The organism is Brakhagea slesvicensis (assembly GCF_052161625.1).
GTDB lineage: Bacteria > Planctomycetota > Planctomycetia > Pirellulales > Pirellulaceae > JBKCUI01.
In genome coordinates this window covers 3,694,432-3,715,059 of the sequence record NZ_CP197412.1, presented here as the reverse complement: position 1 = coordinate 3,715,059, position 20,628 = coordinate 3,694,432, and the positions used below count along the sequence as shown (strand labels likewise).

Here is a 20,628-nt window from a genome sequence, read left to right as displayed (position 1 = left end):
ACCCTTCCGCCGTACAATCCTCGACTTCGGCGCATCGGTTAACGTCCTCAAAAGGCGGACAATCGGCGTATGGGTTACAATGGCCGCTCCGCACGCTTCCTCGTTTACCTCTGTTTCTGGATTCCAATGCTTTCTCCCACTGCAGTCCCTTTGACCGATTCGATTTGGCATTCGCTTGCAGCCTCGGTTCTAGCTGGTCAAGAGATCAGCCGTTCCCAAGCGTTATCGATTCTCGAGTCCTCCGACGAGGAGTGGCTGGATCTTTTGGGGGCTGCCTATCGAATCCGCCACCAGTACTTCGGAAAGACAGTCCAGCTTTATTTCTTGATGAATGCGAAGAGCGGTCTCTGTCCTGAGGATTGCCACTACTGCAGCCAGTCGAAGATTTCGGATGCTCCAATTCCCAAGTACAACATATTGAGCCGTGACAAGCTCATGGATGGAGCGAGGTTGGCTGCGGAACGCAAAAGTAAAACCTATTGCATCGTCATCAGTGGCCGGGCCCCCAACGAGCGAGAGATGAAGGCGGTCGAGACGATTGTTCCCGAGATCAAGCGGACCTATGGCCTCAATATCTGCGCCTGCTTGGGACTTCTCAACGAGGATCAGGCCAAGCGATTAAAGGCGGCCGGCGTCGACAAGGTGAATCACAATTTGAACACCAGTCGCGAGCATTATGCCGAGATCTGCACGACCCACACTTTCGACGATCGCGTGGAAACGCTTCAGCATGTGCGCAATGCAGGCATGCAGCTCTGCAGCGGCGGCATCATTGGGATGGGAGAAAAGAAAGAGGATATCGTCGAGATGGCATTCTCCTTGAAGGAGTTATCGGTCGAGTCGATTCCGCTGAATTTTCTGCATGCGATCGATGGCACTCCTTTTGAAAAGCAGGAGTATCTGAACGCACGCGATTGCATCCGGGCCTTGTGCATGATGCGATTCGTGAACCCTCGCAGTGAATTGCGCATTGCGGGTGGCCGTGAACGACACTTGCGATCGTTGCAACCGTTTGGTCTGTTTGTAGCGAATAGTATTTTTGTTGGCGATTACTTGACCACGCAGGGGCAGCCACCCGAAGAGGATTACAACATGATACGAGACTTAGGATTTGAGGTCACTGACAGCTGCGCTGGACCCGAGGAGCCTTGTTGCTGATAGGCTCTCACGAGCTGTTTCCGGGTGATGTGGCATTCTCTCCTTAATCGTCACACCTGCCTCCAGGCGTTACTTGTTCGCCATGCGGAGAAGCCCTACCCGTTCCATTTCTATTTTGAGAGGTTTTGGGAACATTTGTTTTAGATTTCTAAGCGGAGTGCTAAGGTTGCTGACCCACAAGTCAGCTTGGAACCCATCCCGCTAGGAAAGGACATCCCGAAATTTATGCTCATGCGGCACCCGCTTCCTGATCTGCAATTCGCCTACCGCTTGCCGTACGGTGCAAACGTCCACGAACGTGGCGTTCAGTTCACGATCTTTAGTCGATCGGCAACCCAAATGCGGTTGTTGCTCTACACGGACGTGAACGACCGTGAGCCAAGCGAAATCATCGAGTTCGACCGCAAGGCGGATCGATGGGGAGATGTCTGGAGCATCTTTGTTCCAGGACTCAAACCAGGGCAACTCTATCACTTGCAAGCCAACGGGCCCTTTGATCCGGAGTCGGGTCAGTGGTTCGATGGCAACGCACGACTTATCGACCCGTATGCCAAAGCGCTCGCGGGTTGCTGTCAACAAACAACCGATGGTGTCATTCGCCCTCCCAAATGCGTGGTGGTCGATGATGCATTCGATTGGGAGGGAGATCGTCACATCCGACGCCCCTTGAGCGACTCCGTCATCTACGAAATGCACGTGCGTGGATTCACCCAGCACAAATCCTCGAGCGTCCAGCACCCTGGAACCTACCTGGGTGTCATCGAGAAGATTCCCTACCTGAAAAGTTTGGGAGTGACCGCCGTCGAATTGATGCCCGTGCATGAGTTCCCGATTCTCGATGTCTACGGAAACGTTCCCGAACGTCAAAATTACTGGGGTTACGACCCCATGAACTTCTTCTCTCCCCACCGAGGCTACTCGCATTCGAAAGAACCGGGTGCCCAGGTGCACGAGTTCAAGGAGATGGTCAAAGCCTTGCACCAAGCAGGAATCGAAGTCATCCTCGACGTGGTTTTCAATCACACCTGCGAAGGAAACGAACGGGGTCCCGTCCTTTCGTTCAAGGGGCTGGAGAACCAGGTCTATTACATCCTCAATTCAGGCGGCGCGCACTATAGCAACTACAGCGGCTGCGGAAATACGTTCAACGGCAATCATCCTGTTTGTCGCGAATTGATTTTCCATTGCCTACGCCACTGGGTGCACAACTACCACATCGATGGTTTCCGTTTCGATTTGGCGAGCATCCTGTCTCGCGATCGATACGGCAATCTGATGCCCAATCCACCCTTGGTTGACTTGATCGCAGAAGACCCCATGCTGGCCGATACGAAAATTATCGCCGAGGCATGGGATGCTGCGGGAGCCTACCAAGTCGGATCGTTCGGCGATCTGCGATGGGCCGAGTGGAACGGGCGATTCCGAGATGATGTGCGACGGTATTGGCGCGGCGATGGCGGCATGGTCGGTGCGATGGCCACCCGGTTGAGCGGATCTTCGGATCTGTATGAACACGCGGGTCGCGCACCGTACTGCAGCATCAACTTCGTCACGTCTCACGATGGCTTCACCATGAATGACCTTGTTACCTACAAGGAAAAGCATAACGAAGCGAACGGGGAAGGAAACCGCGACGGGGACAACAACAACTGCAGCGACAACTACGGAGTCGAAGGCCCCACGAAAAAGAAGGCCGTCGAAAACATCCGCGTTCGACAGATCAAGAACATGATGTCGACACTCTTGCTGAGCCAAGGTGTGCCGATGATCGTGATGGGGGACGAAGTCCGACGCTCGCAGCGAGGCAATAACAACGCGTACTGCCAAGACAACGACATATCGTGGTTCCATTGGGATCAAGTCGATTCGCAGAGCGAGATGTTCCGCTTCACCCAATCCTTGATCGAGTTCCGCAAGATGCAGCCCTCGCTCCGAAGGCAGCAATTCTTGACCGGACGCCCCCAGGATCAACGAGGCATCCCTGATGTCAGCTGGTTCGAGTCGACTGGAAAACCGATCCACTGGGACGCCCCCAATGGAACGTTGGTTTGCTGGCTCGGCAAACCAACGCCAGCGGAAGACCCCGAAGGCTTTGGACGCGATATCCTGATCATGCTCAATGGAACCCCCGAGACCAAACAATTCATCATGCCGGCCGCAACTCGCGGGATCCGATGGCGATTGTTTATGGACACAGCGAAGGAGTCCCCCAAAGACGTGTATCCTGATCTCGACGGTCCTTTGGCTCCAGCTAGCCGTCAAATCGAATTGATCTACCGATCCTCCATGGTTTGGATCGGCGATCAGTAAGAAAGAGGAAAGAAAGTCCTCCCAAGAATTCCATGCGTCATGCAAGCTCGGTTCGCCGGCTTGCTTTAGGCGGACAACGCCGGATGTTTCGGAGCAAGATATTGCACCGAAGCACTCCGGCGTGTCAATTCATTCGGGTAACGCGCGTTGGAGCTGCTTGCTCCGAACAAGACCGTCGGTTTAGACCTTGATCTCGAAACCCTTGCGACTCTCTCGCTTGAGGAATGCGTTGGCTTGTTCGTCGCCGACGATTTCCCGCTTCACAGGATCCCATGTAAGTTCGCGGCCTAAGCGGATCGCGATATTGGCCAGATGGCAGGTTTCGAGCATCCGATTATGGGTCCAAACATCCGAGATCGGCTGTTTGCGAGATCGCATGGATGCGATGAAGTTATCGGTGTGGTTCTCGCTAACGGGACCGCCGTAGACTTGTTCAATCGCTCCTTCTGGAAGCGGATTGCTTTCAAGTTCTTCGATAGGTTTGCCGGTGATTTTCCCTCGATTGACGAAGAATCGACCCTTTGTTCCTTCGAAGAGAATTCCGTTATCCCCTTCGCTGGTGATGACCATAGGGATGTCCCCGGGCATGTTGACGAGGATCTCGAATTTGGTCGGCGAGTTATAGCGATCGGCTACCTTGGGATTTCCGTTCTCGTACTCGACTGGTAGAGAGAAGCTTACCGGTGTGATCTTGTTCGGGCCCGTTTCGGCAGCACCCAGCGCCCAAGTCGCGATATCGACGTGGTGTGCCCCCCAATCATTCATTTGACCACCTGAGTATTCATACCAGTTTCGCCAAGCGTAATGGCAGTTGGTGTAGAGGGGAACTCCTCCACCATATCCCTTGCGAATCTCGGGGAGGGCGCGGTAAGCGACCTTCGGAGCAGGCCCGAGCCACATGTCCCAATCCAGCCCCTCGGGCACATCGATGGCAGGTAGTTCCGGTGATCCTGTTGCACCATTGATGCCGCATGTCACTTTCTTGATTTCGCCGATCCTGCCGCTTCGAACGAGGGCGACGGCGGTGAGAAAGCGATTGTCGAATTCCGTTCGCTGCATCGTGCCGACTTGGCAAATCCGTCCCGTTTGCTTCACAACCTTTTCGATCAGCTTCCCTTCTTCGATGGTCAACGTCAGAGGCTTTTCGCAGTAGACATCTTTGCCTGCGAGCAAGGCTTCCACGGTGATCTTCGTGTGCCAATGGTCGGGAGTAGCGATCATCACCGCATCGATATCTTTGCGATCGAGGATCTGGCGATAGTCTTTGTAGCCTTCAGCAGCCTTACACGTTTTGTTTTTGAGTTTTTCGTTGATTGCGCCCAGTACATTCGCATCGACATCCGCGAAGGCAGCGAAGTCGGCGTACTTGGTCGACTTGTCTGTGATAGTCCAGCCTTGATTCCTGAGCCCAATGGTGGCGAAGACAGGCCGTTCATTAGGAGAATAAAGAGCTCGTGAAACGCCGGCGGCTCCTACGAAATACCCTGAGCAAGCGGCGACGGACGTGGTCTGCAGAAAACTGCGACGACTGGTGTTCCTAGAAGTGGTCATAAAGTGCCTTTCGATGATAAGAATCTGCTTGCGAGTCAACCGCAACGACGGAACGTATACGCACGACCCCGAATCGTACTTGCGCCCCAAGCGAAACGCAAGCACACGGCCCCACAAACAGCCCCTAAGGGGCATTTACTCCCCTTTGGCAAAATCGACTCAGACCAGTTGAGTGCCGGGGAGGTATACTTTCTTGTTTTGAAAGGCGAGGAGATTCTCGGAGGTGACGCGTGCGATTTCGGAAAGGGCTTCGCGGGTCAAGAAAGCTTGATGGGCCGTCAGCAGAACGTTGGGAAAGGTCAGCAACAGCGCAAGTTCGTCGTCTTGGAGAATTTTCCCAGACAAGTCCTCAAAAAAGACCCCTTCCTCCTCTTCGTAGACGTCCAAGGCGACGCTGCCGATATGCCCGGATTTGAGATATTGGATCAGCGCACTGGTATCGATGAGTTTCCCACGGGAGGTATTCACGATCGTCACGCCAGGTTTGGTCCATCCGAGCGAGGTCGCATCGAGTAGGTGGTACGTTTTATCGGTGAGCGGGATATGCAGAGAGAGGATGTCGCTTTGACGAAACAGCAATTCCTTATCGACATATTCGACTCCGCTTCGCTCTGCCCAATCGCGATCGGGGTACTCATCAAACGCAATAACTTTGGCATCGAATCCACGGAGAATCTGAGCCGTCACTTTTCCAATCCGCCCCGTTCCGATGATGCCGATCGTCTTTCCTGCGATATCGAATCCAACCAACCCGTGCAACGCAAAATTCTGCTCGCGGACTCGATTGTAGGCTCGGTGCAACTTTCTGTTTACCGCGAGCAACAGCCCTACCGTGTGTTCCGCAACAGCATGGGGTGAGTACGCGGGAACTCGCACCACCGCAATCCCGAACTCCTTGGCGGCGTTCAAGTCGACATTGTTGAACCCTGCGCATCGCAAGGCAATGATCCGGACTCCTTGTTGCCGAAGACGGTCCAATACCTCTCGGTCGCATCGATCGTTGACGAAGATGCAGATCGCTTCGCAGCCTTGCGCGGCCTGGGCCGTTTCGGGGGACAAGCGAAAATCGTGGAATCGCCAATGCAGGCGTTCGTCGTGCATGGCACCGAGAAGGTGTTCGCGGTCGTAAACCTTCGTATCGAATACCGCAACATCCATGTGAAAGACCTTGTTTGGGGAAAGGAACTAACGTTGCAAGCGAATCGTTTTCCACTTGCCGTCGATGGAAAAGCGAATTTCGTTCCAATCCATGGCGAGTTTGGCGGATTCGCCTCCGAACTCACGAATGTAATAGGCGCGTTGCTGGGGGGCAACGCTATCGGGTGGATTGGATTTAGCGCGCTCGACGCGATCCGGGCGCGCCAGCACGGGCACACCGAGCACACTTTGAATCTTCAATCCGTAGCCATCCGACGTGAGTTCGTGGTATCGCAAATCCAGCTTCCGGCGGGCGTCGACCGATGCAGGTTTCTCCAATTGATCAAGCAGCCATAGCTTGGTGATCCAATCGATACGCCCTACAAGCTCTTTGGATGGGGAACTGGTATCGTCGGACAAATCCAAATAGTTGAGAGTGGATTGCCAATGATGAAGAATCTTCCAAGCTTCATTGGGAACATTGTGCGATTGCTCGAGCATGTTTCGCACTTGGGACGCGTACGCATTTTGAATCTCGGACGCTTGCCACTGCGAGTCACTGGTGTCGGTTGCCTTGGCGAGGAGCATCCAATCCGTCGTAAAGCGATGCAACGATTGGATGGGTGAACGGAGTCGAGGAAGGATGGCAGTGGGATTTTGTTCCACTAAATCCAACACCAAAGCCGTGCTTCCCATTCGCAGATACTGGGACACTTGGCACACGCCTGAATCCCCCACGGCAATCTCGACTCTCTGCTTCTGCCGGAGAAGCCCGAGAAACCCCTTGATCGAGAAGGGACTGCCAAAGCAGAGTTGCCGTAGCCAATTGTCACAGCGAAAAACGGGGCGGCTGCGGCTGTAGCCGCCAAAGCCGATCATGCAGTTGATTTGTTTCCCTCGCGTACTGATGCTGAATCGACCCGCTTCATCAATGCAGCCGCTCCCATCCAGAATACAGCGGCTCGCGAAAAATGCACCGAGCTGCCTGCGGTAGGGGCGCAACGCAAATAGCTGAATGTTGCACCAAAGCAACCACGCGAGAGGGCTATGCAGCACGCGCAATCCCTGTGCGCATAGAATCAACCAACGGGTCGCAATATAAGGCGTCTCGTCCGATTTCCGAGTTGCAGAATCCGAACCGCCTTGGCGAGACCTGCCCCGTCGCATCAACCAATGGATCGAGCCTTCCGCCCGCGCCAAGAGCACAATCCAGAGAATCCAAACGGCTGCAAGAAATCGATAGGCCAGGACCCAAGGCAACAAAAGCAGCACACCCATCCGCCAACCGACAAGCCAGCCTCCTTGGGCAATGCGGACGTCGTAGGATTCATGTTGGCCGTACGTGTGTCCGTGCCCATCGTGATTCCCCTGCACCAAACAGATGTTCTCGTCTGGGCAACTCTCCTCGACCGCCGACACGGCCAAATCTCGGATTCCCCATTGCGACTCCAACAGCTGAAGCGGACTGGTGCACTCCGCTGTCGCCGACTCGAGCAAAACACGCCGGAAATCGGGGGAAGAACCATTTTCCAAGGAATAGCTGCCGCCATTTGCGAGGAAATATCGGAACCCGTTTCGCAAGCTTGGGACGGCCGGAGTGGTCCGCTTTACCGAAGCGATGAAGCGATGAAAATCGAAGGGAACTTTGGGTGCGCTCCCCCAATGCATGATCGCATACTCGGTCTCCAAGCCCATCACGCGCTGCAAAATGGGGAGATTACTCTCCCGACAGCCCTGCGTCGCTCGCTTCGAGGTATGCGTGTGGCTCTTTCGAACTGTCTTTCCCAATCGAGTATCCCAATGCTTCTAGAGACAATGGTTTGGCTCCCGATTCCGTCCCTTGATCGCTAGCAATCGATTGCGGTTGGTTCGATCTTGGCTGGTTCGCTATCCCTATTGTAGCTGACCGGTCCGCAGCTGAATCCTCTTTTTTCATTTTGTCCCCTTTCATCAAAAGTTTCCAAGATCCGGGAATCACTCCCGAAATCCTCCTTGTCCGTGCCCCTCATGTCCAGTCGGTCTTTGCAGGATTTTGCGATCTACAACGGGTAGATACGATCCTCGGACGGCGCGATGAATGGGAGCGGCAGCGCGGTTTGTACCGCCTGTTTCATCTGCGATTGGGGGAAATACCATGTTGAAGAAAATACTGATCGGATCTGCTCTCGTGGCTGGCACAGGAGCTCTCATCGGCGGGACCTCGGCGATGAGCTACGTCAGGACGGGATACCACTCGGTGCGGGATCATATCAAAGACCAAATTCCAATCGATTTGGAAATCAAACGGGTTCGTGACATGATCCACAATCTCAAGCCGGAGATTGCCGAGAACCTTCGAATTATCGCCCGAGAAGAAGTCGAAGTCGCGAAGCTGCAAAAAGAAGTGCAGTCGAAAGGAACGAGTCTGACCAAATCGAAAGAGGCGATTCTGCGACTCAAAGACGATTTGCAAAGCGGGGTGAAGTTCGTGTCGTACGGTGGTCGGACCTACGATATGGACCAAGTCAAAAAGGATTTGAACGACCGCTTCAAACACTTCCAAACCCAAGAAGCTACCTACGACAAATTGGAAAAGGTTCTGGAAGCTCGCGAGAAGAATCTCGATGCAGCCCGCCGCAAACTGGATGCAATGCTGGCGGCGAAACGTCAACACGAGGTGACGGTCGAGAATCTACAAGCCCGTTGGACGATGCACCAAGTCGTAGACGCCAGCAGCCAATACTCGCTGCACGACAGCTCGCTGAGCAACGTGCGTGAAACACTGGATGATATCTCGACACGTTTGGATGTCGCCGAGAAGATGATGAATCTCGATGAGTCCACAAGCGGAATCCCCGTACTCGAAGAGGCTGCTCCCGAAGATCTGGTGGATCAAATCACCCAATACTTCGGGACCCATGCCGCCGATTCCGAAGCGTTAGCGGACAAGTAGTCTCGCATGCGTAGCGGTTAGTCGATCTCGTACTTTCGCATTTTTTGGCGAAGCGTCGATCGGTGCAAACCGAGTTTGGCCGCCGTGGCCGCTCGGTTGAACTGCAGGCGATGAAAAAGCTCCTCCAAAAGGGGTGGCTCGACCACAGCGAGAAAATCTTCGTAGAGCATTCCATGTTCTTCCTCGCTGTTCGCTCCCTCCTGCTGACTGAGATGGTCCAACAACCAGTGTTTGACCGCACTGGTTAGCTCCACCTCGGATTGGCGAGAGCCAACCATTCGGGGTGCGTTGCGAGCGTCCAGCACTGTCGCTGCCTTTCGAAGATCCTCCGCATTCAATGCGTTTCCGTGCGACGCGACGGCTGCGCGCTCGACCGTGTTGCGGAGTTGCCGCACGTCCCCGGGCCACTCCTGTTCCGCAATCCAAGCCTTCCCGTCCGCTTCGATTCGCATCCCGTCGACACGGCATCGCGCTGCCAAAGCTTCGGCGATCTCCGTAGCATCTTCTTGGCGACTCCCAAGCGACGGGACTTCGATGCGCAAAACTTGTAACCTGCGTTCCAAGTGAGGATCGAATTCACCCTGCTCGACCAAGTCCCTTAACTCACGCGTCGACGACACGATTACCCGGCCTTGAAAGGGCAAAGCCTGGTGAGAATCAAATGGCAGGTAACTCCCTTGGTCCAGAACCCGCAGCAACTGCAACTGCACGCTCCGCGGCAAGTCCGCCACCTCCTCGATAAACAGTGTCCCTTGTCCGACAAGCCCGAGGAGTCCGGTTTTGAGCGTCCTCGATTTGATAGAGTCTTTCGAGGATTCGAGAAATGCACAACCAACAAACTCCCGTTCCAATGCCGACAAAGAAATGGTCGATGGCAAGATCGATAGGAACGGCTGGGCGGCTCGATCGCTGTTGCGATGAATGGCCGATGCCACGGACTCCAAGGGCGCTCCCTCGGGACCGGTGATGAGGACCGGTTGCTCGCTTTGCGACGCCACCGCTATCTGACGGTAGACCTGCTGAATACGCGGGGATTTCCCAAGCAACAACGCTTCTTGAATCGACAAAGAAAAATCGATAGCCACGGTTGGTTGGTCCCGTTCCGCCATGGCTTTGTCGATCGCTCGCAACGCATCTTTCAAGTCGAAGGGTTTAACAAGGTATTCGAAAACCTTGGCCCGCATCGCTTTGACCGCCGTATCGAGATCTCCGAACGCCGTCATCAAAATGATCGGCACATGAGGGCGATGCTGATAGAAAGCTTCTGCGACCGAAAACCCATCCTTCTTGGGAAGCCGAATATCGGTGACCAAAACATCGCAGGGTAGCTGGCTATCCGCAGACGATTGGATTGCGCTCTCTGCATTCGAATAAACACTCGTTCGCAATCCGTGGGCTTCGATCGCTTTGCGCAACGACCAACAGATGGCGGGCTCATCGTCCACGATCCAAACGACCGGAGTCGGTGCATTGAGTTGTTTAGGAAGCGACATGAATATTTTCTAATGGAATCATGACTTCGAAAAGGGTTTTGTCATCTTCACGCCCCCATCGAATCGTTCCACCCACAGACTGAACAATCTGCAGGCACATCGCTAGCCCGAGCCCAACCCCTTCTGGTTTGGTGGAGGCGAAAGGTTCGAACATGGAAGCCGCGATCTCGGGACTTGGGCCCGGTCCGTCATCGAGCACTCTCCAGCGTGCGCTGGAGGAGGGCTGATCGATGGTGTCGAACTCCAATCGGATGTTTCCGCCCGTTCCAACCGCTTCGATGGCATTGACCAACAAGTTCAGGAGGACATTGACCATGCTTTGTCCGGCGGGGACGACCAAACGGTTCATCGTAGCCCGTTCCGATCGTTTGTCATCCATCGGCGGAAAAACGTCCAGCGAGACGCTTCGGTGCATTGCCATAGGGCCCACCAATTCCAGGACCGTGCGATTGATCTCCTCGATCTTCATCGGTACCGAAGACGAACCACCCGATGGAGAGCGAACCGCCAGCAATCGTTTGATCTGCGACTCCGCCAAGTCCAATTGTTTGAGCGCGATTCCCAACGTCTCATGATTGGGATCTTCAGACGGAATCGTTTGAAGGGCCAATCGAGCGCCGGTCAAATGATTTCGCAACTCGTGAGCCAGTCCGCTTCCCAGCATGTGGATCAATCGGGAGCGTTCGTTTCGAGCAATCTGCTTCTGGGATTCTTCAAGCTGCTCTCCCATCGAGTGGATCGACGTTTGCAACATCCGGATATCATCCTCCGGCCCCGATGCAGGAGGATGTTCAAACTCTCCTTCCGCGATCCGGGCGACCTCCGAGCGAAGATCTTCGATGCGATCGGATAGGCGACTGGCGGTCCACGCAGCGACGATCGCAATACCGATCGACGAAAGGATCCCTGTGATCAGTGGAAGAGCAAAAATCATCCACCCGTCCCCCCTTTGTCGGGCGGGTTCGATGACAAGGAGCCGTTCGGAATCCGTGGCTACCGAAAGGAGCCTCACCGATTCCCCCGCCATTTTTCCTTCCAGCAGATAACGGTTGCTGCGAGATGGGACTCCGACTCGGATCGGCGAATCGAGGGATCGGCGGACCCAAGCCTCTTCGTTTGATGTGAATGCGATCGTGGATTCCAAAAGGATCCACACCTTGCTGGTCCCTGTCCCGTTGAGGGAAGGATCTTCAAGATGGAACCAAGCAAACTCCAATCCGGTTAGTTCATGGAGTTGCTCCAGGACATTTCCCGTTTTGGGAAACGGTGCTTGCACGATCAACTCACCCATGTTCTGCATCCGGGTTGCCGAGCTTTGTCTGGAAGCTCGATCGGCAGACCATTTGGAGACGCTCGCCACCCCGACTCCCGTGAGCAGGACGGCGAGCAAGATCGGAATGAGGAATTGCCGGAGGATCGATTGCGGTCGAGCTAGCTTCGACCAATGGATCGCGTTGGGCACCCTCGTCTTCCTCGCTACTTCACCAAGAGCTCATCGGGCATGATCGCCCAAATCGTCGGCATCGAACGGCCGCGAGGTTGGGAATAGCGAAGGAGCGTCCGAAGGGTGTCGAGTCGGAACCCGAGACCGCTGAGCGTTTGTTGCAGCTTGGATTCCACATCGCGAACAATCGGCGAAGCGATCTCTGCGTCATCCTCGCCGTCGCTTAAGAGATCGAGAAGACTCATGCCCGAGGGCGCATCGGGACGGTGCACGACTTTGTAATTAGCGACTTGTGCCTTTTTGGAGACGACAGCCAAACAGTCGTCGAGTCCTCCAATTTCATCGATCAATCCGGCTTGTTTCGCTTGATCACCCGACCAGACGCGTCCCCCAGCCAATCCTTTCAGTTTCTCAACGGGGAGTTTGCGAGACTCGCTCGCGTAAACGAGAAACTTGTCGTAAACCGCATCGATGAAACGTTGCATATTCGCGATTTCGTCGTCCGACCAAGCTCGATCGACGGCATCCGAAGATGCGGTGGGGTCGAGGGCTACGGATTCGACATGGATCCCGACTCGTCGCATGAGCGAACCAAAGCTGAGTTTGAGCGAGAAGACACCGATCGATCCAGTGATTGTTCCGTGTTCCGCATAGATCGGTTCACCGATACAAGTCACCCAATAGCCCCCCGACGCGGCTACGCTTCCCATCGAGAAGATTACCGGCTTCTTCTTGGCCAATTCGGCAAGGGCTTGGCGAATCGCTTCGCTCGCGGTCGCGCTGCCGCCTGGCGAGTTGATTCGTACGACGACACCTTTGACTTTGTCATCTTGCATCAGCTCTTCGATCGCTTTCACCATCGGACCTGACACGATCGAGCCCGGGGATGCCGACTTGCCATCGACAATCGCACCTTGTAGGTGGAGAACGACGATGGAGTCCTCGCGAAGTTTGGTCGTCGATTCTTTGGGACCGGCCATGGATTTGCCGATCAATTCAAAGAGCGACATTTCCCGTTTCGGTTTGGATTTAGGACGGGTCCATTCAAGTTCGGAGCCCACCAGCTCGGTGACGGTCTTTTTCATCGAACCGTAGGGAGCCAGTTTGTCGACCAATCCGGCTGCGAGCGCGTCGGCGGGGAGCAGCATCCGTTTCTTTTGAAGTTCTCGAACGGCGGCTGTTGTGAGTCCTCGTCCCTTTGCGATTCGCGAAACTTGCGACGCGTTGATCGACTCCAACATTTTCAAGTAATGATCTTTCAAGTGCTCGCTCATCATCGGGTTCATATAGGGCTCGACAGCACCCTTGAAGTCTCCCGCGCGCACCACGGAGGCTTTGACTCCCACCAGATCCATCGCTTCGCGGTAGAACATCGTGTTCATGGACGAGGAGGGCATATCGACGGATCCGAAGTCGGCGAGGATGACTTCATCGCATTGGGACGCGATGGCAAGATGGACGTTGGCAGCGTTTTCCAGCCAAGCGATCGTCTTTTTTCCCTTCGCTTTGAATCGCTCGAGTCTGCGAGAAAGTTCGTCGAGCTGCGCGGTGTTGAACGATAAGTTGGAATCGGAAAGATCGAACAGGACGGACACGAGATTCTCCTCGGCTGCCATTTCCTCCAAGTAATCGCAGAGTTTGAAGAACGATTTCGGTTTGCTCAAGGAGCCCCCTAGAAGGAGTTCGGTGGGATCGATTCCACCTGGCGTTGCGATGTCCTCGTAACTACCGCTCAGAGCAAGCCAGCGAAGTTGTTTCTTGGCGACCGGCTTTTCCTTCGGGGTAACTTTTCGTTCAGCCGGCTTATCGACTGCCTTCTCGGTCGGTTTTGCGTCGTCGATCGGTTTTGCCTCTTCCGTCGGCTTGGCATCGAGCTTATCCGTCGATTTCTCCGCCACGGCCGATTTCTCCGCCACGGCCGATTTCTGTGAGTCGGCTGATTTCTGTGAGTCGGCCGATTTGTCCGACTCTGTTTTGGTTGAGGGCGAGTCCTCTTGCTTGGGAGCCGCCGCTGGGTTTCCCTCTTGCCAGGCCAGCGGGGAAGCAAGCGATTGTCCCGTCAGAGTTACTGGATTGAGCCAAGGCGTTTGGGAACGGGTGGCGATTTCGGAGAGAAAAAGGGAAAAGAGGGTCAGCAGTCCAAGAATCGCCACGGAGCGCACGGGTGCCGCAATAGAAATACGCATAACAAGACCTAGATTTCGATGACGCTGTTTCGATGAAGCTGTGTGGATATCGCAGTTTCGATGAATCGATTCGAGAGGAGATTCCTTTAGTATAGCTCGACACTCCCTCGCGACGCGGAGATCTCGCGTTGGAGCGGGCTAAAAGTTGGGCAAAATTGCGGTTTGCCTCAGTCCTCTCCTCCATCACAATAGAGGGGAGCGTTCGACTCGTCGCGGTTGCCATTCGACTTGTCGCGGTTGCATTGTCGTCTTTTAGGCCCACTCATTTTCACGCCGGAGTTTTCGCATGATCGTCACGATAGATGGCCCAGCGGGGGCCGGCAAAAGCTCGATTGCCAAGCGGCTTGCGGATGCTCTCGGTTTTGAGTTTCTCGACACAGGTGCGATGTACCGGGCGGTGACCCTTTATTGCTTGGACCACCAAATCGACTTGACCGATGCCGAGGCCGTTGCTCGGATCGCCAATTCGTCCGATATCCAGTTCGACGGGGCGCGTGTGATGCTCAACGGCAAGGATGTCAGCCGTGAGATTCGCGAACCGCGAGTCACGGAGGCAATCAAAGAAGTGGCGGACAACACGGCCGTGCGAGTTTGCATGGTGGCCGCGCAGGTACGATGGGCCGCAGGGAAGAACGCGGTGACCGAGGGACGCGATCAAGGAACGGTGGCTTTTCCCAGCGCGGAGTGCAAGATCTTTTTGACGGCTTCTCCGGAGGTTCGCGCCGAACGCCGCTTTCTACAACTGCAGGAAAAGAGCCTACCCGCCGACTTGAACGCCATCCTCCGTTCCCAAATCGAGCGGGACCAGCACGATCGCTCGCGACCTGTGGGAGCTCTCGTGAAGGCGGAAGATGCGATCTCGGTCGATACCGATTCACTCACCGAAGATCAAGTGTTAGAGCAGTTGATCGATATTGTTTGCCAACGTTGCGACGCCAATCACTTGAGCCGCCCTGTCTTGCGAGATCGAGCGGGAACCCCTTACTCCGACTGCGAGACGTCAGCGACACGTTCCTAACAGGACGCGCTCGAAAAGCGAAAGGACAGACGTGGCGAAAAACCAAAGCTGGATCGGGAGACTTCAAGTAGGATTTCGAAGGGTGTTCTACCGATGGTTGCAATTTGTCTCGCGCATGACGGCATCCCTTCTTTTTTCCTTTCGAAGCGAAGGCCAACATTACTTGGATTTTGAAGGAGGGGGCATGGTTCTCTCCACGCATCAATCCATGATGGATCCGGTTCTGATAGGAATGGTCGTCAACCGTCGCTTGAATTATTTGGCCCGGAAGACACTTTTTCACAATCCCCTTTTCGCCTTCCTGATTCGTACGTTGGATGCGATCGAGTTGGATCGGGAACGGGGCGGTTTGAGCGGCCTGAAGGAGATGCTCAAGCGACTGAAGCGAGGGGAATTCGTGTTGATGTTTCCCGAAGGAACTCGAACCATGGACGGTTTCGTCGGTCCCGTCAAACCCGGGTTCATTCCCATCGCGAGGCGTTCGGAAGTCCCCTTGGTCCCCGTCGCCGTGGTAGGAGCCTACGATTGTCTTCCTCGGGGAACGAAGCTGCCGACGCGGCGGCCGATTGCGGTGGTATTCGGGGAACCCATTCCGTCCGTTCTTTATATGTCGTGGGACGATACGCAACTTCTTGCCGAACTCACCGCGAGGCTTTTAGCACTCGATGAACGTGGACGCCAGCTAACCCATGCCCAAGAATCTTGAATTCCGAACTTGCCCCTTTTGCGGCAAATCGGTCCGAAGCGATGCGGTGCGATGCCATCGATGCCAACGTTCGTTCGGCCAAGCTGGCGTCGAGGAATCGATCGGTTCCGAACATGGCGCTGCACCTTATGGTGGATACGATTCCGACGAAGATGACTTCGACTACGATGAGTTTGTCGAAAGCGAATTCGGAGTGGCACCGAAGAAGCGTGATTGGAAACGCCCGGTAGCTTGGTTGGTCATTTTTTCGTTGCTGCTACCGGTGATCATGGCATTGGTCTTCTTGATCCGGACTTTCTAGTCGAGCCGGCCCAAGCTTTGGCGGTAGTATTTCAGGCCGGGTAGGAAGAAAGACACCGCCGCGACCGCACCGAAAATGAGATGAGCGTAAAGGGGCCAAGCGATCATCGCGAAGGTCGATGCGAACAACGCTACTGCTTGAAAGTAAAATGCACCGCTCAAGATCCCGGCTTTGATGAGAAAGACCATACCACTGATGACTCCAAGCAACGGAGTGAGGGTAAGAGGATCCAACTCGAGCGCCCGTTCGATGGGAAACAGCATTCCGATAGCGATCATGCTAGCTCCCCAAACATGAGCGATCTGGCGCTCGACGAACGTAACAGGTCCCATGCGTCGTCGCAGTGCCCAGAACACGGCCGCCCAAGCTCCCAGGCCGACGGTCCAAAGAAGCGGGTAGGTCCATCGGTTCGCATCGATCCAACGCATGTATTGGGTCCACATGCAGACGAGCGAAAGGACGAGAGAGTGCCACATCCACAGCAGCCCCCAGTTTTCGAGTACGGGTGCATGGTGGGTTTCGCGAAACCATCGCGCGACGACTTGCGCGAACTGACCTGACCTGGCGGAGATCGGTTCATCCCGAAGGTAGGCCATCAAGTCGTCGGCAAACGCGTCCGCGGACCGGTAGCGAAGATCGGGAGGTTTTTGCAGCGCTCGGACGATAATCATCTCCAAGTCGCGATGCACGTTGGGATTGAGGACTCTCGGAGGGGGCGGGTCCTGCTCGAGGACTTTGAGGAGCAACTCCACCGGCGACTTGGCAGCGAAGGGCGTTTGGCCTGTTACCGCATGATAAAGAACCGCCCCCAAGCTGTAGATGTCGGAGGCAGCGGTGATAGGCCCCATCCTCCCGCTGGCTTGTTCAGGGCTCATATAATTCGGAGTGCCCAGCACGGCTCCCGTTCGGGTAAGCGAGTCCATGGTGTCGGATTGCTTGGCCAATCCGAAGTCGGTCAGGCGCGCGTGCCCTGTTTCGTCGATGAGGATATTGGAAGGCTTGATGTCCCGGTGCACGACTCCATGCGAGTGTGCGAAATCCACGGCGCGGCATACCTGTTCCAGGAACCGCACCGCGTCGATGTTGGCCAAGTCCCCTGCTAGGATCCGATCATGAAGCGTTTTGCCCTTGATGTACTTCATCACGAAGTAAGGTCGGCCTTCGATTTCCCCTACGTCGTAAACGGGAACGATTCCGGTGTGTTCCAATTTCGCCGTCGCTCTCGCTTCCGCGAAGAAACGTTGGCGTTCGACGGGAGAGGCCAGCCGATCCTTGAGAATCATCTTGATCGCGACTTCTCGTTCCAAACTGATCTGTCGGGCGCGATAGACGATCCCCATTCCTCCGCGGCCAATCTCCTCGAGCAGTTCGAAGTCCCCCATCCGAAAGGGGAGCGGCATCTGCCAGGCGCCCGAATCCCCCTCGACGGACGGGGAGAGTGGATGGTTCGATCCTCCCACCGCTTCGGTTACCACCATCGTCCCCCAAAGGGACTTCAGCTCTTCCGCGAATTCCGGATAAAGGCCGCACTCGGCGAGGATATCGATCGACTCGCCTCGCTGCATTCGATCGGCCAAGTCCGACACCAGCTGAGCTAGTCGCGGATCGATCGCGTCATCGCCAGCATCCTCTGGTGAATCGACTTGTTCCGACAGAAAAGGTTTCGAGAAGACCATTATTCTCTTAGGTAGTCATGGAATCGGGGAAGGGAGTCGATGACTTCTCGCAGGCGTTTCAAGGCGCGGAGATATCGCATGCTGGCGGCGGGTTCGGACAGCCCGAGCGACTGAGCGATTTCCTGGTTATTGAGTTGCTCGTAGTGCCGCATCAAGATGATCTCACGGTCTTGATCGCGAAGCAGGTGGACTGCCGCTTCGATTTGTGCCGCCAGTTCTTTTTGGGTGGCGGCTGCAGCCGGTGTGAGCGCTCCATCTCGAAACTGGTTCGCCAGTTCCATGGTGGATTGGTCAGGCGGTCCCTTGCCCGGCTGCGGTTGTTCCCGGTCGATACTCCGCTTGGCGGACAAGCGATGCCGACGGTGGGCATCGATGATCCGATCCTTTGCGATCTGCCGGATCCAAAGATGGAAGGGGATGACGGGATTGGACATGTAGTCCTTCAAGCGTCGGTTCGCTTCCACGAGGACATCTTGAATTACATCGCTGACGTCCATCCGTTGGTTGAGCCGTTGGTCGAGCCGGAGTTGGATCATCCGTCGGAGCGAGTCGCGGTGGCGGTCCATGAGAGCATCGACCGCTTCCGGCTCCCCCTGCCGTGCGTTTTGAAGAAGTTCTGCGGTTACATCGCCATCCGGCCAAATCGACTTCGTCATCCGATTAGCCACGCTCACAATCATTGAAAGAGGGTGTTGCTCGACTCCGATTCTATTCTAGAGACATGTCGAGGTGCAGGGTGGCGAGCATTGTGGAGAGTAGTCGGAATGCTACCATAAGGGCGTCCGTTCCGACATTTCTTTCCACGATCCAAAGATCCTTGGCGACCGATATGGAATCTTCTCCCGCATCTGAACTGTACGAGCGCAAGAACGCCATTCGCAAGGCGGCGCATGAGAATCGTCGAAATCAGCCCGACAAAGACGGCGTATCCGATACGATCGTCAAGCGATTCATGAGCTTGCCGGAGTACGACGCCGCCCAGACGGTGATGTTTTATGTCGATGTTCGGGATGAAGTCCGGACAAGGCAGGCATTGCCTGACGCGCTGGCGAGCGGAAAGCGAATCGTGGTTCCTTATTGCGTCGACGGCGAACTAGAACTCTTCTGGCTGGAGAATATGGAGGAGTTGGAGCTTGGGATGTATCGCATTTTGGAGCCCAAGGAATCGCTGCGAGATGTAGCCTCTAAGAAGCTTGGCCCAGAAGATTTGGACCTTATCATGGTCCCCGGCGTTGCGTTCGATCGGAGCGGGGGACGGACCGGGCATGGAAAGGGCTACTACGATAAACTGTTGCAGCATGCCAAACCGGAAACGCCGCTTGTCGCGCTCGCCTTCGAATGCCAGATGTTCGAGGAAATTCCAGCGGAAAGCCACGACATCTACATGGACAAAGTGGTGACAGAAGAAGCCGTTTACCAAGGAAAAGGAAGGAAATAATCATGGTACGCACTGCGAGCACCATGCTCCCCCTCGGAACCCAAGCCCCATCGTTTTCGCTGCTGGGAGTCGACGGAACGACGATTTCGCTCGATCACTTTTCTGGCGACAAGGCATTGGTTGTTGTCTTCCTGTGCAATCACTGCCCCTACGTGAAGCATATCGCCCCCGAGTTGGCAAAGCTCTCTTCGGAATACATGGCAAAAGAAGTGGGCTTCGTCGGGATCAACTCCAACGACACGGAAAAGTATCCCGAGGATTCGTTGGAAAAGATGGTCGAGGAAGCCCAAATGCGGGGTTACGAGTTTCCTTACTTGCTCGACGCCGATCAGTCGGTTGCCCAAGCCTACCATGCAGCTTGCACGCCCGACATTTTTGTCTTCGATGCGGATCGGCGGCTGGTATATCGCGGCCAGATCGACGACTCCCGTCCTAAAAACGACAAGCCTTTGAACGGTGCGGATCTGCGTGCAGCGCTCGATGCGATTTTGGATGGCCGTCCCATTCCGGAGCCGCAAAAGCCTAGCATCGGTTGCAATATCAAGTGGAAGGAAGGAAACGAACCCGATTACTTCAACCCCGTCGGGGTCGCTTGATCCATGAATCCGTACGACGACATACGGATCGGCTTGGGGACCGACTCCCACCGCATCGAGCCGGGTGGGCCGATGATTTTGGGGGGGATCTCCATCGATTATCCGGCCCATTTTGTCGGGCATTCCGATGCCGACGTCCTCCTGCATGCCATCACCGACGCCCTTCTGAGCGCCGCGGGGCTTCCTGACATCGGAGAGTTGTTTCCGAACGATCGCGAGGAAAATCGGGGGCGAGATTCCGGAGAAATGCTGTCGTTGGCCATGGAGTCCTTTCGGCGAACGGGATGGAGACTATCCCAGATCGACTGCGTTGTGGAGTTAGAAAAGCCCAAGATTTCCCCTTGGAAGGAGTCGATACAGCGAAGAATCGCTGAGATTTTGCAAATCCCTCCCGAACGGGTTCGTGTGAAGGGGAAAACCGGGGAGGGAGTCGGAGAGGTCGGCTTGGGAAAGTTGGGGAAAGCGATCTGCATCGCCTTGGCCTGCCGTAACTTAGCCCTTGACGATAATTAGTCTGGAAAATTATCTTATGCGATCTTGCACGGTCGCCGCGGAACATGCGGACGCCCAGGCTTAGAGGGTCAGATGCCGGCATAGCTTCAATTGGCAGAGCACCGCATTCGTAATGCGGGGGTTGTGGGTTCGACTCCCACTGCCGGCTTTTGATGGTGGGAACCCGTTG

General features: G+C 55.2%; 17 protein-coding genes and 1 tRNA gene. 10 read left to right on the top strand and 8 right to left on the bottom strand.

Features of this window, described 5'->3' with window-relative positions:
* Positions 1 to 126: 126 nt before the first annotated feature.
* Both bioB and glgX read left to right on the top strand, forming a co-directional pair.
* Positions 127 to 1,158 carry a biotin synthase BioB gene (gene bioB / locus SH467x_RS14110; RefSeq protein ID WP_482367750.1) on the top strand — a complete coding sequence of 344 codons (1,032 nt, stop codon included), beginning with the start codon at positions 127 to 129 and terminating at the stop codon, positions 1,156 to 1,158.
* Positions 1,159 to 1,383: 225 nt separating this feature from the next.
* Complete coding sequence (gene glgX, locus SH467x_RS14105) at positions 1,384 to 3,468, top strand: glycogen debranching protein GlgX (RefSeq protein WP_482367749.1); 2,085 nt, start codon at positions 1,384 to 1,386, stop codon at positions 3,466 to 3,468.
* 180 nt (positions 3,469 to 3,648) lie between these two features.
* Here glgX and SH467x_RS14100 read toward each other — a convergent pair whose 3' ends face one another.
* From SH467x_RS14100 to SH467x_RS14090, 3 genes are all read right to left on the bottom strand, one after another.
* A complete protein-coding gene (locus tag SH467x_RS14100; protein WP_482367748.1) occupies positions 3,649 to 5,019 on the bottom strand; it encodes a Gfo/Idh/MocA family protein in 1,371 nt (456 codons plus the stop codon).
* A 159-nt stretch (positions 5,020 to 5,178) separates the two neighbouring features.
* Positions 5,179 to 6,177 (bottom strand): 2-hydroxyacid dehydrogenase, encoded by a 999-nt coding sequence (locus tag SH467x_RS14095; protein ID WP_482367747.1) that lies wholly within the window; start codon positions 6,175 to 6,177, stop codon positions 5,179 to 5,181.
* A gap of 27 nt (positions 6,178 to 6,204) precedes the next feature.
* The gene (locus tag SH467x_RS14090; protein WP_482367746.1) at positions 6,205 to 7,944 is read right to left on the bottom strand and encodes a proteasome accessory factor PafA2 family protein; all 1,740 of its coding nucleotides are present in this window, start codon (positions 7,942 to 7,944) and stop codon (positions 6,205 to 6,207) included.
* Positions 7,945 to 8,290: 346 nt separating this feature from the next.
* On the opposite strand from SH467x_RS14090, the gene SH467x_RS14085 reads away from it, so the two are divergent.
* A complete protein-coding gene (locus SH467x_RS14085) occupies positions 8,291 to 9,088 on the top strand; it encodes a hypothetical protein (protein WP_482367745.1) in 798 nt (265 codons plus the stop codon).
* A gap of 17 nt (positions 9,089 to 9,105) precedes the next feature.
* Here the strand turns inward: SH467x_RS14085 and SH467x_RS14080 are convergent, their stop codons facing one another.
* Genes SH467x_RS14080 through sppA form a run of 3 tightly spaced genes read right to left on the bottom strand, consistent with a single transcriptional unit; the run spans position 9,106 to position 14,211 of the window.
* Positions 9,106 to 10,581: a sigma-54-dependent transcriptional regulator gene (locus SH467x_RS14080; protein ID WP_482367744.1), complete on the bottom strand. Its 1,476-nt coding sequence runs from the start codon at positions 10,579 to 10,581 to the stop codon at positions 9,106 to 9,108.
* Entirely contained in the window at positions 10,568 to 12,043 is a 1,476-nt protein-coding gene (locus SH467x_RS14075; protein ID WP_482367743.1) for an ATP-binding protein, read from the bottom strand. The genes SH467x_RS14080 and SH467x_RS14075 overlap by 14 nt, the downstream gene beginning before the upstream one ends.
* A 14-nt stretch (positions 12,044 to 12,057) precedes the next feature.
* Positions 12,058 to 14,211, bottom strand: a complete 2,154-nt coding sequence (sppA, locus tag SH467x_RS14070; RefSeq protein WP_482367742.1) for a signal peptide peptidase SppA — start codon at positions 14,209 to 14,211, stop codon at positions 12,058 to 12,060.
* Between the two features lie 286 nt (positions 14,212 to 14,497).
* On the opposite strand from sppA, the gene cmk reads away from it, so the two are divergent.
* The 3 genes from cmk (at position 14,498) to SH467x_RS14055 (ending at position 16,236) form a co-directional block, all read left to right on the top strand.
* Positions 14,498 to 15,229, top strand: a complete 732-nt coding sequence (gene cmk, locus SH467x_RS14065; RefSeq protein ID WP_482367741.1) for a (d)CMP kinase — start codon at positions 14,498 to 14,500, stop codon at positions 15,227 to 15,229.
* Between the two features lie 115 nt (positions 15,230 to 15,344).
* Positions 15,345 to 15,935, top strand: a complete 591-nt coding sequence (locus SH467x_RS14060) for a lysophospholipid acyltransferase family protein (RefSeq protein ID WP_482367740.1) — start codon at positions 15,345 to 15,347, stop codon at positions 15,933 to 15,935.
* A complete protein-coding gene (locus tag SH467x_RS14055) occupies positions 15,919 to 16,236 on the top strand; it encodes a hypothetical protein (RefSeq protein WP_482367739.1) in 318 nt (105 codons plus the stop codon). The genes SH467x_RS14060 and SH467x_RS14055 overlap by 17 nt, the downstream gene beginning before the upstream one ends.
* Here SH467x_RS14055 and SH467x_RS14050 read toward each other — a convergent pair.
* Together SH467x_RS14050 and SH467x_RS14045 are read right to left on the bottom strand one after the other, a co-directional pair.
* Positions 16,233 to 17,801, bottom strand: coding sequence for a serine/threonine-protein kinase (locus SH467x_RS14050; protein WP_482371374.1), 1,569 nt, complete (start codon positions 17,799 to 17,801; stop codon positions 16,233 to 16,235). The genes SH467x_RS14055 and SH467x_RS14050 overlap by 4 nt on opposite strands.
* Positions 17,802 to 17,911: 110 nt before the next feature.
* Positions 17,912 to 18,568: a sigma-70 family RNA polymerase sigma factor gene (locus SH467x_RS14045; RefSeq protein WP_482367738.1), complete on the bottom strand. Its 657-nt coding sequence runs from the start codon at positions 18,566 to 18,568 to the stop codon at positions 17,912 to 17,914.
* Positions 18,569 to 18,741: 173 nt separating this feature from the next.
* Here SH467x_RS14045 and SH467x_RS14040 point away from each other — a divergent pair, with 173 nt between their 5' ends.
* From SH467x_RS14040 to SH467x_RS14025, 4 genes are all read left to right on the top strand, one after another.
* The gene (locus SH467x_RS14040; RefSeq protein WP_482367737.1) at positions 18,742 to 19,350 is read left to right on the top strand and encodes a 5-formyltetrahydrofolate cyclo-ligase; all 609 of its coding nucleotides are present in this window, start codon (positions 18,742 to 18,744) and stop codon (positions 19,348 to 19,350) included.
* Positions 19,351 to 19,352: 2 nt separating this feature from the next.
* Positions 19,353 to 19,946, top strand: coding sequence for a thioredoxin family protein (locus tag SH467x_RS14035; protein WP_482367736.1), 594 nt, complete (start codon positions 19,353 to 19,355; stop codon positions 19,944 to 19,946).
* Positions 19,947 to 19,949: 3 nt separating this feature from the next.
* A complete protein-coding gene (ispF, locus tag SH467x_RS14030) occupies positions 19,950 to 20,459 on the top strand; it encodes a 2-C-methyl-D-erythritol 2,4-cyclodiphosphate synthase (protein ID WP_482367735.1) in 510 nt (169 codons plus the stop codon).
* A gap of 74 nt (positions 20,460 to 20,533) precedes the next feature.
* Positions 20,534 to 20,607 (top strand) — tRNA-Thr (locus tag SH467x_RS14025).
* Positions 20,608 to 20,628 lie beyond the last annotated feature (21 nt).